The 15,679-nt window shown below is 43.3% G+C and carries 6 protein-coding genes and 1 pseudogene; 1 reads left to right on the top strand and 6 read right to left on the bottom strand.

Annotation, left to right across the window (positions count from 1 at the left end; all coding sequences use genetic code 11):
- Window positions 1-13: 13 nt before the first annotated feature.
- The 5 genes and pseudogenes from AAHJ11_RS08195 to AAHJ11_RS08175 all read right to left on the bottom strand — a co-directional run.
- Window positions 14-1,690 (bottom strand): SusD/RagB family nutrient-binding outer membrane lipoprotein, encoded by a 1,677-nt coding sequence (locus tag AAHJ11_RS08195; protein ID WP_148367753.1) that lies wholly within the window; start codon window positions 1,688-1,690, stop codon window positions 14-16.
- 11 nt (window positions 1,691-1,701) lie between these two features.
- Complete coding sequence (locus tag AAHJ11_RS08190; protein ID WP_148367752.1) at window positions 1,702-4,890, bottom strand: SusC/RagA family TonB-linked outer membrane protein; 3,189 nt, start codon at window positions 4,888-4,890, stop codon at window positions 1,702-1,704.
- A gap of 20 nt (window positions 4,891-4,910) precedes the next feature.
- Window positions 4,911-5,726 carry a family 16 glycosylhydrolase gene (locus AAHJ11_RS08185; protein WP_148367751.1) on the bottom strand — a complete coding sequence of 272 codons (816 nt, stop codon included), beginning with the start codon at window positions 5,724-5,726 and terminating at the stop codon, window positions 4,911-4,913.
- A gap of 584 nt (window positions 5,727-6,310) precedes the next feature.
- The gene (locus AAHJ11_RS08180) at window positions 6,311-10,282 is read right to left on the bottom strand and encodes a hybrid sensor histidine kinase/response regulator transcription factor (RefSeq protein WP_148367750.1); all 3,972 of its coding nucleotides are present in this window, start codon (window positions 10,280-10,282) and stop codon (window positions 6,311-6,313) included.
- 96 nt (window positions 10,283-10,378) lie between these two features.
- Window positions 10,379-10,564: pseudogene (locus AAHJ11_RS08175) on the bottom strand (helix-turn-helix transcriptional regulator); the annotation flags it as partial.
- Window positions 10,565-10,888: 324 nt separating this feature from the next.
- Between AAHJ11_RS08175 and AAHJ11_RS08170 the strand changes: the two are divergent.
- The gene (locus tag AAHJ11_RS08170) at window positions 10,889-12,613 is read left to right on the top strand and encodes a hypothetical protein (RefSeq protein WP_297284772.1); all 1,725 of its coding nucleotides are present in this window, start codon (window positions 10,889-10,891) and stop codon (window positions 12,611-12,613) included.
- 478 nt (window positions 12,614-13,091) lie between these two features.
- On the opposite strand, the gene AAHJ11_RS08165 is transcribed toward AAHJ11_RS08170, so the two are convergent.
- Window positions 13,092-15,494, bottom strand: a complete 2,403-nt coding sequence (locus tag AAHJ11_RS08165) for a glycoside hydrolase family 3 N-terminal domain-containing protein (RefSeq protein ID WP_148367749.1) — start codon at window positions 15,492-15,494, stop codon at window positions 13,092-13,094.
- Between the last annotated feature and the right edge of the window lie 185 nt (window positions 15,495-15,679).

Genomic DNA, 15,679 nt, shown 5'->3' with positions numbered 1-15,679 from the left:
GATTATTTAATAGTTAGTTTTCAGTATCCCACCACAGAAGGATATGCCAATTATCTGTTCCTCCCATACGTTCAATGGCTTCGTTATAGTTATTCTTATTGTATGAAGATTCCAATACAGGATAGCAGAGGCGAACCGGAATGTCCGTGCCACCGGTGAGATATTGTCCAAAACCATATTCTGCCGGTGATTTCAATTTCGGATAACCGGAACGACGCACATTTGCCCAACATTCGGCAGGGTTGGTGAAGTGAAGAATCCATGCCTGTGTGTTGATGGCTTCGAGTTTCTGATTGTCCGTGTGCCCGAAAGCCCCTTTGTTTTGAATGAATGCATCAAACTCTTCATCGGTGATAGCCGTGCAATCGTAGTTGTCTGTCAGGAAATCCATAGCCGCACGCACTCCTTGCTTGTACAGATTTTCTGCCGAAACACTGCCGACGTTCCATTTTTTTACGGTAGCTTCCGCCATCAGCAACTTCACTTCTGCAGAGGTCATCACTACACCCGGATTGTCGCTTTTAAGGAAATTATTGGCAAGTTTGGGTTCCACTTCACGGGCCATAGTCGCCGTGACGGCAGGATTGTTGACGGCTAATGCTGCACAAATATCGCTGTCGTAACCCGTAGGCCACGGTTCCCACGAATAAGCACCCGGGTCGCGCGGACTGAAAGCAATTCCTTTGTCAATCATCTCTTGAGTGATGTCGACACGATTGTCGGTACTGGTGGCACTCATCAGTCCGTCGTAATAGCAACGGGAAATTCTGAATGTACGGGGATCGCCGGAGTTGTATAGCTGATTAAAGAAGGTAGAGCAGAGATAACTTGGATTGTTGGCGGGGTCGTTGCCGAACAACAGTTGCGGCAATGAATTTCCGCGGTAGTCAGAGTAAGCTTCTTGTCCGAAACTAAATGCTATTGTCATGTATTTGATGAGAGCGTCGCCGGAAGCGTCCGTTATCACACCGCCGTTGGCAGTTAAAGCGTTTTCAAATTCCGTTTGTGCCTTTGTCGGGTTGACATTGGAGATTCGCATGGCAAAACGAAGGCGAAGTGAGTTTGCCAATTGTTGCCATTTAACCACATCACCGGCATAGATGAGGTCGCCTGTCACTTTATCTTTGGACGGATCGATTTTATTGACGGCATCTTCCAGTTCCAGAAAGAAAGCGTTGTAAATATCTTCCTGTTTATCATACTTCGGATTGAACTTCCCTTCGAGGAATCCCAGTCCGGCTTCACTGAAAGGAGCGTCTCCGTAAGTGTCGGTGATGATAGACATCAGGTAAACCCGATAGATGCGGAGCACAGAGTTGATATTCACTTTCTCTGCATCTTCGGCTGTACGATATTCAGCGTCGGTAATGTTCTTCAGAGATTGGGTGTAGAAAGATGTCCAGATACGGCTCATTTCATTATTGTCCACTGTGTGGCGGCCACCATAGTTAGTGGTGTTCCAGCATCCCATCAGTTGTTGGGTGAACGCATAATGGTAGTTACGGTAGATCTCTATCATGCCCAAGTCTCCGTATGTTTGCAGTTGGGCAGTGGTGAGCTGTGCATTCGGGTCGATGGTAGCAGCCTTGGAAGGGTCGGTGTTCATGTTTTCCATGTATTCATCGCTACAAGAAGCGAAAAACAGGGTGCATGCCATCATGATGATTGTGATGTATTTAGATTGTCTCATGATATATCTTTTTAGAATTTCACATTTACATTAAAACCATAGCTTCTGCGTGAAGGCAACGAACCGTATTCAAGTCCCATACCGGTGGTATTGTTGTAGTTGGAATCCGGGTCGATATTTGGAATATTCTTCCATACGATGAATGGATTGCGGGCAACGAACGAAACGGTCAGTCCGCTTATTACATTCTTTAGCCAGGATTTGGGTACATTATAACTCAATGTCAGTTCACGGCATTTCACGTATGAGTTGTCGTAAATAAACATAGAGGGTGCATTACGGCAAACGCTCATCCAGTAGTCTTCCGGATTGATGTAGATGTCGTTGGGACGATAAGTTCCATCACCGTTGTCAATGACACCCGGAGCAACGAATCCACCTGTCGGCTTCCAGTTATCGGCTCCTTTCGCAATGCCGGCTGCTAATCTTTCTTCTTCCGAGCGATACCAAGCATCGCGTCCAGCCAATGTCTCGGGACTTTTACCCGATTCGTGGGCGGCGCGGGCAGACATGGAATAGAGGTCGGCGCCTACTTTCACATCGAATACTGCTACCAACGAAATATTCTTGTAGGTAAAGTTGGTGAGCAATCCACCTGTCCAATCCCAAGAGGCATTACCCAATACGTGGTTGCTCTTGTCATATTGCGGCAGACCGGTTTGCGGGTCAATCAGAATATCTCCCTTTTCGTTCCGTTGGAAGTCCGGACCTACGATAGAACCAAAGTTTTCGCCTACCTTAGCGGCTACCTGAACGTCGAGCCAAGTCGCCTTTTCCAGTTCAAACATATCCGATTCGCCATCCAGCTCTTTTACCTTGTTGCTGTTTTTGGAGAAGTTCAGATTAATATCCCAGGAGAAATCACGTGTTTGAATCGGTCGTGTGCTAAGGGCAATCTCGATACCTTTGTTTTCTATTTTGCCGGCATTGATTAAGCGATAGTTATAACCGGTTGTCCAGGAACTTGCCATTCCCATAATCTGGTTTTTACTGATTTGAGAATAGTAGGTGAAATCCAACCCGATACGGTTCTTCAGGAATTTCAATTCCAATCCCATTTCCACAGAATTTGTTTTGGTTGGTTTCAAGTCTTTGTTGGGGATGGTTCCGTTATCGATATATCCGATGGTATATCCGGGATAAGCATATTTGGATTTCGTATAGACAAGTCCCAATTGATAAGGATCGGTATCGCTACCCACTTGCGCCCATGACATACGTAACTTTCCGTAAGGCAGGAGGTCACCCAGTTGTGTCAGCTCGGAGAACACAAAGCTACCGGAAAAAGAAGGGTACATATACATATTGTTATTGATAGGAAGGGTAGACGATTGGTCGCCACGCAACGTGGCATCCAGGTAAAGCATGTGTTTCCATCCCACGTTCACTGCTCCGTAAACCGAATTAATCTGCTTGCGGTAACTGCCGGGCACTACACTGATCTCGTTGAAGCTCGTCAATGAAGGGACATCGCGTATCTTCATGTCTTGAGCGGTGGTAACAGTGGTCTGGTTGTTCACCTTATATACATTGCCGCCCAACGTAGCGTTGAAATCGAAATCACCCCAATGGTTGTTATAGAGAGCCAACACTTCAAAATTGTACATGCGGTTGCGGAAAGCGCTGTTTTGAAGTCTTCCGGCTTCGAATCCGGGAGTGGTAGGCGCTTTGTAATCATCGAACGTGAACCAGTTGAGTTCGGCGCCCAGCGTTGCCTGAAGTTTCAGATGCTGGTCAATGTTCCATACAGCTTTGCCATTCATGCGGAACAAGTCCTTCTTGGATTTATTGAAGTTCTTATAGATATCCCAGTACGGATTCACGTTGTAGGGGTCCATACCGTTCCAGTTGGAATATTCGCCGTCGGCAGTCTGATAGGTTCGTAGCCATTCCTGGTCGTAGGTGGTGGCGAGGGTCATCAGGTTTTTACCGATATTGGACTTGCTGTCGCCTAATGCCGGACGGTTCTTCACGTCTTCCCGGGTATAGTTGACGCTGAAATCCAAGTCTACCTTTCCTGTAGACGTATTGGCACGCAGGTTGAAAATATCACGACTCATGTGCGTTTGGGGAACGATGTCTTTATTGCGCATGTCCGTATAGGTGAAGCGAATGCCGGTTTTTCCGCTGTTCACACCTATGATGGCCGAGTTGGTGGCGGTGATACCCGTGCGGAAGAAGCTGGATGTATTGTCGGGGACAATCAGGAAAGGACGTTCCACGCCGTCGAAATACTTCAGCATGTTTGAACCGTCCGCTTTGGGGCCCCAACTCTTGTTCGTGTTGGATATGGCATCATAGCTGTAAGTACCGTTGCTTCCCATACCATATATCTGTTGCACTTCGTCCCATTTGGCGAGTTGGGTGTCAAAAGTCAGTGTTCCGTTATATTCCACGCTGACTTTGTCCTTGTTGGCGCGCTTGGTTGTAATCAAGATGACACCGTGGCTGGCACGGCTACCATAAAGTGCGGATGCTGCAGGACCTTTCAATACCGACATGTTTTCCACGTCATCGGCATTGATACTTGAAATGCCGTCGCCTAAGTCGAAGCCGCCGTTTGTACCGGCACTACCGAAATTGGTATTATCCAGAGGTACACCGTCCACTACATAAAGAGGCTGGTTGTTTCCGGTCATTTCGGTACTGCCTCGCAGAATGACACGTGTAGAACCGGAAGGACCGCCGGCAGTCTGGCTGACTACCAAACCTGGCACACGTCCTGCCATGGAGTTGATGAGATTCGTTTCTTTGGCTTTGGTCAAAGCTTCACCTTTCACCTCATCAATGCCGTAGCCCAATGCTTTGCGCTCTCTCTTGATACCGAGGGCGGTGACCACTACTTCATCCAATGCTTTGGCATCTTCTTTCAAAGTGATATTCAAAGGACCTTTTCCCACTTTCACCTCTTCGGATTTATAGCCTACGTAACTGACAACGAGCGTAGCTCCTGCTTTTACGTTCAAACTGAAATTTCCATCCAAATCGGTAATGGTTCCGTTGGCAGTTCCTTTTTCCACTACAGAAGCCCCGATAATGGGACCTGTGGCATCGCTTACTTTTCCGGTTACCTTGTTGCTTTGTTGTTGAACAGCTTGTGAACTTGGTTCTGTTGCTGCATACACTTGTTGGAAACTTCCCGCCATCCCAAGGGCGAGCGTTCCGCAGAATAATAGATACTTACATTTCTTCATATTCATAGCATGTATATTTAAGATTCCTATAATATTCTCACCCAGTCGATGTACATATTTACTTTCTGACCGTCTTTCAGGCCTGTCAGTTTATTGATGTCGGTAATTCCTGTAAACGCACCTCCCACGGCGAGGTTGAACAGGACGTAGAAGTTGTCGTGAAAGTAAGGGTTCGAGCTAATGTCGAACGTATGGAACTTGACGTTGTCGACGGATATGGTCAGGCTGTTTTCATCCCAATCCAGAGAGTAGGTGTGATAATTGCCGTCTTGCAGACTGTTGGCAACATTGGCTTTGTAGTATTGCTGTTCGTGAGCCGCTATGCTGGGACCATAGTGAATGGCGGTGTTCACTTGTTTTTCTGAAATGCCCGCAGCCATTCCGCTCTGTTCTCCCATTTCCATAATATCAATCTCTCCGCATTGCGGCCATTCTTTGTCGTTATCTCCCATTATCCAGAACGCAGGCCATAGTCCGCCGTTGGTTTTGGGAAGCTTGATGCTCGCTTCTATCTTGCGATACTTGAAGCTCTTTTTTCCTTTAGAATTGACCCTGCCGGAATAGATTTTATTTCCTTTGCGTTCGGCAGTAAGAATCAGAACCGATTTGTCCCCGTCCTTTCCTACTGATACATGAGCGGCATCGTATGCTTGCAGTTCTTGATTGGTCCAACCGGGTTCATGAGTTTCTTTCGTCCATACTTTTTCGTCGAAAAAGTTGAAATCGTCTTTAAAAAGAATGTCTTGTGGATTCTCTTCCGGTTCCGTTCCAACAGAATCAGACGAGCAGGATTGTTGCGCGAAGCAAACGGATAAAAATAGAAATAGTGCTACTTTTTTCATCGTTTTAGCATTTTAAAAGGTTGAACGTAATATGTGCTTTATACTTGTAAAGCCTGGTGCAAAGATGCTAATATCAGGCTAAAACGATGGTCAGATTGCTGACATATAAGGTTTGATTGCTGACAAATCTGCTGATTTTTATCGAACTGACGTTATCCTACCCATCCTTTTTCAAAGATTGCTTCGGTGCGGAAATGAACTAATCTTAGTTTTTCTAAAACCTAATTGGTAGTATGCAATGATTTAATACTCGTTATACATAACTTTATTCGTCTGACAGTTGTTTCTTTTTCGTCTGACAACTGTTATTCTTTCGTCTAACAACTGTCAGACGAAAAAGAAACAACTGTCAGACGAATAAAATCATGCATCATTAGCCATAAATCCATTAAGCATTAAAAATAAAATTTCACAAGTTCAAAATTAGTTCATAACCAGTACGGTTATGAACTAGATCGTAAATTGAGGATTAGGCACGGATTACACGGATTTCACGGTTTTAATGCAATGATTACGCAAAGCAACTGTTTTTATCCGTGTAATCCGTGCCTAAATATATTCCTTTCTTATCTTTTAAAGGTTGTTTATTTCCCACTATATTTACTCGGCTGCATCCCGAATTGTTTCTTGAATAATGAACTGAAATATTTCGTGTTGACGAATCCGGTTTCGGTGGCGACGTCGGTTACACTTTTACCTTCCTTCAGCAGTTCGGCAGCCTTCTGAAGTCGGATGATACGGATAAACTCCTGTGGTCCTTTTCCCGTCAGTGATTTAAGACGACTGTAGAACAGTGTCCGGCTCATTGCCATTTCATGACATAAGAGGTTGATGTTGAAATCGGGTTCATCTAAATGATCAAGAACAAACTGTGTAGCTTGCATGATGAACCGGTGGTCGCCCTCGGCCATTGTTTCGTTTGCTGTCGTAACGCTTTTGTTGTCGATGCTTTCGTGGCTTTCGTTGCTTTCGTTGTCGTCCCGTTTGCTACCCGTCTCTACTTGAGCGATGGCCTGTCGCATGAAGAACTGCCGTTGTCTGTTTCGATTGTCAATCAGTCCTTGCACTTTTAGTTTCAGTATTTCGGTACTGAATGGCTTGGGGATGTAATCATCCGCGCCTTTCTTCAATCCTTCCACTATTGCTTCATGGTTAGCCTTTGCTGTCAGCAGAACGACGGGAATACCCGATGTGTCGGGATTCTCTTTGACCAGTTTGCAAAGTTCGTCCCCCCGTATGCCGGGCATCATGACGTCCGAGAGGATGATATCCGGATATTCATTGGCGAGGCAGGCGATAGCTTCGTCTCCGTTGGCGACATCAATCACCCGATAGAGGTGTTCAAAGGTCTGGCGGAGATAGTGACGGAGAGTCTCGTGGTCTTCTACAATGAGCAATGTATTCCGGTCGTCCGGATCTTTCATCTTGTCCGTTTCGTGGCTGTTTTTATCCGATGTGTCGGTAAAGTGTTCGAGGGATGATTCGTGTGATACGGATTCGGCTACGGTGGTAGTTCGTGGCAATGTTACGGTGAAAGTAGTTCCCTTGCCCTCCTCGGAACAGAAAGTGATTTTGCCATGTAGCATCTTTACAATGCGCTGCACCTGCAACAGTCCGAATCCGGTTCCTTCTTCCTGTGACTGCCGGGCATTTTCGGCTCTGTAAATATCGGAAAAGATATGCTTTTTCGCTTTCTTGGGTATACCTATTCCGTTATCTTTCAACGAAAGGATGGCTTTGCGTTTCGTTGCTTTCAGATCCAGGCTGATTGCTCCTTGGGGCATTGTGTATTTGCAAGCATTAGACAGAAGATTGTCGAGTAACATCTCTATCAGATGTTTGTCTGCCGAAATGAAAATGGATTCGTCGGGTTGGGTCAGATTCAGTGTCAACTGCTTCTTCTCGCAAAAAGACCGGAAGACGGAGACTTCTTTCAGCAAAACTTCATTCAGACAAAGCGGAGTTGATAAAAAGGATTGCTTGTGGGCGTCTACCTTTTCAAATTCGAGCAACTGTGTGATGAGTGAATGGAGCTTGCGGGTACTTTCATGGGCCAGATTCAGGTAATAACGGGCTTTGTCCGAAAGATCTTGTTCCCGGTTCAAATCCTCCAGCGGTGCCATGATAAGCGTCACCGGCGTGCGAATGTCGTGCGCTGTATCGATGAAGAAACGTATTTTGTCTTCGTCGTATTTCTTCTGGAGTTGGTTGCTCTTATACCGCAGAATGAAATAGAAAACGAAGCCTATTATAAATAGGTAAATGGTCCAAGCCCACCACGAGTTCCACCATGGCTGACTCACGTGTACTTCTAAGGTGTTTTCGGAGATAGTCTTTCCGTCGCTGCGCCGCAGACTGCGCACCTTAAAAAGATAAGTGCCCGGCGATACTTTGGTGTAAGATGCTTTCCCCTCGGCAGACGGTTTGCTCCAATCATTGTCATACCCCTCTAAAATATGCTGATAGACAATATCGCGCTGGAAACGATAGTTGATAGATTCAAAAGAAATAGTAAACGAGTTGTATTTATAACCGAGCTGTACGGCATGGTCGGCAAGCATATCATGAATGGCGGGTTTCAACGATTCTTCTTCCTTGGCGTTTTGATAATCCACTGTCAGTCCCGTGAAACGCAGGAGCGTCCAGTAGTCAACGGTTGAAATGTCGAGTGGCATGATAAAGACAGCACCATCCGTGCTACCATACACAAACTCACCATTCATTAACCGGGCAAACGAAGACTTGTTATATTCCTTGTCTATATTGCCCGCATAGTTGAGGTTCGACACGCGCAGGCTGTCTATCAAGGCAATTCCTTTTCCGGTGCTGACCCACAAGCGTTTCTTGTCGTCTCGCTGCAAACTATATATATCGTTGGACGGCAATCCTTCTTGAACAGTGAAAGTTTTTACCGTTCGGTTTTTCATGTCATACAGATTCAGTCCTCCCCCTTCGGTTCCCAACCACACTGTTCCGTCTTCATTGAATAGCATAGAGATGATATAAGCACTGACATTCTGATTGTGAAATTCTTGGGAATTGGCATAGTGCTGTATATTTCCTGTGTGCTTGTTCACTAGGAAGAAACCGTTGACGGTAGCCACCGCTACCTGGTTTCGGTCGATAGGTTCAATGGACTGTACCCAATTCACGTCGAAGGAACGTCTGTTGCCTTTTTCTTTTTCAAACATGATCAGGCATCCGTCCAGACCTCCTATCCATAAGTCCCCCTCCATGTCTTGTTTGACGGAAAAAATATAATTGGTAGTCAATTGCCCTTGTTGTTTGGTGAGATGACGTAGCACGCGTCCGTTGTTATCCAATAGATATACCCCGTCTCCGTATGTTCCTACCCATACGTTTCCATTTCCGGATGTGCAAAGAGAAATGGTTACAATTTCTTTCAGCACGTGTTTCCAGGTACCTGACAGGGTGTTTCGGATGCTGATTCCATTATCGGTAGCGAACCATTGGTTGCCATCCGGGTTTTCTTCGATATCATTCACGTTATTGCTGATGAGGGAATGGGGATTTCCTTTTTCGTGCGCTAATATCGAAATGGGATGTTTCAGCAGGATAGCTACAGATACGCCTCCCGTATAACTACCTATCCAGATGTTGCCCTGATCGTCTCTGGTTACGGCATATATGCCGTTTCCCCGCAGGTAAGTATCTGTGTCATCTTTGGTATTCATCAGTAAACGGGCTTTCTTGGTGGCTTTATCTATCGCATACACACCGCCACCATCCACGCCTATGAGTATGGTATGCTCATCGTAGTCTGTAATTGCCCGTATCGGATGAAGGAATGTACTCCCTTGTCCCTCCAGTGCAAGCACTTTGGAAGTGTTGAGGTTCATCACAGACAAACCGCTGCCAAATGTGCCTATCCAGAGTTCTTTTTTCGGTTTGTCGCAGAACAATGTCTGTACATTCCATCCTTCCAGCAGTTGGCGTTTTTTATCCGGCAGGGCGTGTGAAAGTTGCCAGACTCCGTTAGAAGTACCCACATAGAGCGATTCGTCGGCAAATGCGATGTCGTTGACATATTGTCCTTTGAGCACGGCAACTATACGGTTGTCCGCTTCCTGCTTGTATAGTCCTTTATCCGATCCCATCCACCAGGTTCCGTCATCATCCAAACAAAGTTTGTTCAAGATGACTTCTTCCTGAATCAATAGCCCCAGATGTAGGACTTGCTCAAAATGATCGTGAATGGTGGAGTATCGGTAGATTCGTCCGGTGTGGTCGTAGGCAAACAGTCCTTGTCGTGCGTCGTACAATAAGTAAAGCCTGCGTCCGGCAAGATCGCCATAATAGAAATTTCCCGGTAGATCATAGTTCTTTACTGCATGACCGTTGTATCTGTCTATTCCGGTTTTTGTAGCAATCCATATGGCACCGTCTCCATCCTCGACAATCGAAAAAACACGTTGACTACTAAGACCTTCCGCATAGCCTACATGCCTGACATCGAACATCCGGCTGGTCAGTTCGGCTTTGACAGCCATACTTATCATTAGTAGTATGGTGATAACAAGATTAAAACGAACCATATTCTTTTAATTGTTGATATCACAAAGATAAAGTTTCTTTAGAAAATCCCAACAAAATAGGGACGTGAAATTAAAAGGAATATTCAGTAAATATTCCTATGTAAAGTCAATCAGAAAATCGACGAGATTAATATTCCCGGGAATGGCAAGCTTCTTTCTTATTCGATAACGTGCTGTTTCTACCCCACGAATAGTAAGGTTGGTGAACTGGGCAATATCTTTAGTCGATAGATTTAACCGTAGTAGTGCACAAAATCTCAAATCACTGGCAGTAAGGCTGGGATCTTAAAAAAAGTTCTTTTTTTAAGATTTATATCCGATTCTTTATAAGGAATGATTAAAAAAGAGAGAAAATAAGTTTGTGGCTATTGGGCAAAATTGTATATTTGTCAAATAACCATTCTTTGATTATGATGTTATTTTCTTATAGTTTTTAATTAGACCTGAAAACGTATAAGGATAAAGCTAAGTTCATGTATTGAATATGCTAATTCTCGTAAGTGTTGATGGTAGAGATAAAATTGTGAAAAATGATTGGTGGTGTATGTTTAATATATTGAGATATAATGTATTTCTATAGAGTAAAACCTTTTAAATTTTATTATTATGAAACATGTATCTATTTTCTTCGTTATTTTATCTGTTTTTATTAATTATTCATGTACAGATGAAAGTCAAAACAACTTGTTGGATTTAGAAGTTGGTGCATCGGCAACTACTAGATCATTGACCCCTCCAAACTTTGAACAAGATTGGGAAAATCAAACATCGATTCAACTGACTGATAATAAGACTGTTGATTTGCCTTGGGTTGAATATGCTCCTACAAGTATAATTTATGATATTAGGATGGACATAAAAAAAGAAGATGGATGGGTGTTCTTGAGTACCCCAAACAAAGATATTGGTAGTGATTATTTGATTTTTTATAATAAATATACCGGGATTTTAAAAGTGTTTTATTACAATCAGAATTCTTTCTTAAGCAATAATGCTGTTTGGGAGTTCTTTGATGAAAGATTCTATGGCTATTTTAATCAGGGAACTACATTCACAGCACCATTGGATCGTGCTTCTATTCAGCGTGTAGGTGTCAATTGTTTGAGTAATAACACTACTCTGGGTATTGACAGAGGTTGGAATTGTTTTCAAATACCGTTAACTTATACAGGAAAAACAGACGGGGGGATCAATGTTTATTCAAAAGTGTTAAACATCTCTGAACTAACTATTACAGGAAATTACAAAGACACAACAACAGGTACTATTATTGAAGATCATTATTCCTCATCTCCAAATCTTCTGCAAAAAGGTGCAAATACCATTGTAAAGGCGGGAGGAGATGCAGCTGAAAAATGGGTGAAAGGAGAGGCTGAAAAAGCTATCAATAATTCTTCATCTGGAATTCTAAAAAATGTAGGAAATGTAGTTGCTGGTGGACTGGCTGGATTAGCAAAGGGAGGAGTTTCAGGATTGATAGCTGGAGGATTGAACGCCCTCTTTGGATCATTTCTTGGTTCGAAGAAGGTTAATGAGCCCACTATACAAACGGTTGAATTATCTACCAATGGAACTATTGATTTGAAAGGACAGATGATTAGTAATAGCTCTATTCCAGTATTACCTTTGACTGCTATAAAATATGATGAAGGATTTGGGGCTTGGAATTTAACATCTGCACCAATATTAAATATAACAGGAACTTATCATGAAATAACAGCTCGGCCAGATATTGCTTCTGCATATAATTGCAAATATTCAGGGAAATATTATAGTTTATCGTTTCATCCAACATTTAATGTCGTTATTAATCCAGCCATAGCAGATGAGGTAACTTATAAAGTTAGTTCTAATGTTGTCGAATTTGAAGGAAGTGAATGGGATACTCAATTTAAAGATTATTATAATAGTACGCCTAATCCTTCTTATACAGGAGTTTATGTTTATATACCAAGTAAAAGGTCTGGATACGATTTTACTCCAACGGTTATTCAGGATGAGAAGAAAGGCACAAAGGTTAAATTTGCAAGTTATTATGGATATCCGATTGTTATAGGTGATCCTGATACTTATATTAATGGTTATTCTACATATGCAGAGACTTTCAAGTTATATTCTAATACTATATTCTCATATATGTCATCTTATAATCGTACTGAAGTCGATGTTTTTCCCCGCTCAATGTGCAATATGTGTTTAAATGGTAAACCTGTATTGTATGTAGCGAATTTTGGGGTTAATGTTACTGTTACTATGACTGTGAAAAGTACAGGGCAGGAAATAATATCTAGTAGAACATATATACCGGAGTATAATATAAAATTTAAATAAGAATTTTCTCTGAATATTGTATTTGAATCATTTCATTTGCAGATACTTTTTATAGGTATGTATGAAAGGTTTGTATTTTTTTATTTGTTCTTGGTTTTTATAGGGAGTGTAAAAAGCTTGTTGCATTGTTAGTTTATTGTAGGGGCAACTGACATTACCCCTACAGTAAGTAGTATATAAATAGTCTAACGTTCTGGAATACCAAACGCTTTTGTTGCAGCATTGTTAGATCTGATAGCCAATTAATCCCGTCAAAAGTAGAAGTCGTTTTTTTGTTCCTGTGGCCGTAGAACAACCATCTTTTTATAAGTTATAGTTGATATGCAGGACAAATATAGCAGTTTTATTAAGCATAATTTATAAGAATACCAATTATAACCCTATCATAATTGATGAAAGAAAAATAAATAAGAATGTGAGGTAGCCTAAATATTAGGGGGCTGCCTCACATTGCTTTTAATGACTATCTTAGATTTATTTATTGAACCTCGAAACTTCCCTTCAACCGAATATCCTCCGAAGAAGCCCCCACCATCACCGAGAAACTTCCCGGCTCTACTGTAAACTGATTATTCTTATCCCATAACCCCAAGTCTTGAGGAGTAAGTGTAAAGCTAATCGTTTGTTCTTCTCCCGGTTGCAAATGAATGCGTTCGAAACCACGTAATACTTTATCGTAGGTTGTTACACTACTAAAATCATCACGGATATAAAGCTGGACCACTTCATCTCCTGCTTTCTTTCCTGTATTCTTTACAGTGCATGAAAGAGTGATATTCTCTTGTGCCCCGATAACCGGTTTGGAGATTTTCAAGTCTGAATATCCGAAAGTCGTATAACTTAAACCATATCCGAAAGGATAAAGCACACCGGCAACACGGACTTTTCCTTTAGAATCCGAACCCGGTTTGAATGGGAAAGCGAAAGGTATCTGTCCCACAGATTTCGGGAAAGTAACTGCCAGACGTCCGCCCGGGTTATAGTCTCCGAAAAGAACCTTGGCAATGGCATCTCCCATGAATTCGCCGGGGAACCAGGCATGAATGATGGCAGGAACATATTTGTTTGCCCAATTAATAGTAGCTGCTCTTCCGTCTACCATTACCAGAACGACAGGTTTTCCTGTGGCATAAACAGCTTCCAATAATTGTTGTTGGCGCCCGCAGAGATCGAGGTTGGTACGTGAGAATTCTTCCCGAACCGTCTTCTCATTTCCACCTAATACAAGGATAGCGACATCCGAAGCCTTTGCTAATTCTACGGCTTCATTAATCATCGCTTGCTCCTGTGTATCTAATGGAACATTGTACAGTTCACTTTCCGGGAAATACTTATCAATAATATCACAGCCTTTTGCATAGCGAACTTCTGCATTGGGCAGATATTCTTTGATTCCCTGATAGACAGTCTTTATAGATGCATTGGCGGGACCGTATCTGCAAGTCAGTTCTTTCACTTCTTCCGCATTCGGGCCAATCACAGCTATTTTGCTGAAGTTCTTGGATAACGGAAGCATTTGATTCTCATTCTTCAAAAGTACGATAGATTCTAAAGCTGCTCTCATAGATACATCCTGATGGGTGGCATTATGCACTACCACTTCCGGGCGACGGTCATCACCGGGATATGGATTATCAAAAAGACCCATCATAAACTTGACACGGAGAATCTCACCAACACGTTGATCGAGCGTATGCAGAGAGACTTTGCCCTCACTAATAGCACGGCGTAATGGAAGAATAAAATCCTGTGGCGGAGTGAAGTTCGTGCGGATATTCAATCCGGCATTTACCACTTGTGCCGCCATTTCTTCTTCTGTGGGAGTGATACGATGTTTAGTGTGTAGAAATTCCACCGCTTCACTATCCGAAACTACATATCCTTTAAATCCCCACTGCTGACGCAGAATTTCCGTGAGGAAATGATAACTTCCGGAAACAGGCTCCCCGTCATAGTCATTGTAAGAACTCATGACGCCCAGTGCACCCGCTTCCTGAATACCTTTACGGAATGGTTCCAGATACAGAGTCTTCATCTCACGCGGAGCCACGTGCGGATCGGTACGTGTACCTCCGTCGCGTCCACCAACCGGAATACTATAAATGGCAAAATGCTTCGGAGTGGCAACGATTCCTTCACTTTGCAGACCAAGAATCATTTGCTTACCCAATTCGCCTACCAGATAAGGATCTTCTCCGTAACTTTCAACTACACGTCCCCAGCGAGGATCTTGTGCGATGTCCAGAATCGGAGCATAAATATTGGTATATCCGAGTGCTTTCGCCTCATCAGCAGTGACTTTCGCAATTTCCCGGATCAATTTTTTGTTCCACGTGGCACCTTGCCCGCATTGAGCGGGAAACATGGTAGCCCGGTCGTGGCATAATCCGCGTATTCCCTCGTTGGTAAAATCGACCGGAATACCCAGTCGTGTCTGTTCCACAAACCAGCGCTGAACGGTGTGGCGATTCTTCACACTGTTGGCATACGGATAGGAGATTTCAGAACCGAACTTACCCAGTCCGTTGGCCTGTTCGTCGATATTCCCGATACCGTCTTTCCAGATTTCTGTCGACCATCCGTCGGTAGGCCATGCATCTTTCAGTACCCGTCCCGAACCGTAAAGAGTAGCCATCTGACAGGTCTTCTCTTCCAGTGTCATTTGCGAAAGCAAATCCGCAATACGGGCTTCGATAGGAGCGGAGGGATCTTCGTATACGTCCTTTACACCGTTCTTGTTGAAGTCAATCCAGGTCTTTTTGTATATATCCTTTGAGTTGTTGCCGGATTTGTTACCGGTAGGTTTGTTGCTTGCCGAGATATTGCCGGTGTAGATACTTCCGGCAGATATTAACAGGGCGAGACATAGTAATTTCTTCATAAGTTATTTTTTTGTAAGAGTACTTATCTATTTATTTTTATTTATGTTGCAAGTATACAAAAACAATTTGAAATGAACAGATAGAGTAGCTTTTATAATTGTGTTATAAATCTCACACCTGTAATACCGGTGGATAAAGAGATACAGCCAGAGGGTGAAAGTGTGAGGGTAAAATTTCTCTAAAC

Origin of the sequence: Bacteroides sp. 90-K9/2, from assembly GCF_047310725.1 — a bacterium.
Taxonomy (GTDB): domain Bacteria; phylum Bacteroidota; class Bacteroidia; order Bacteroidales; family Bacteroidaceae; genus Bacteroides; species Bacteroides vicugnae.
This window is presented reverse-complemented; position numbering and strand designations above follow the sequence as displayed.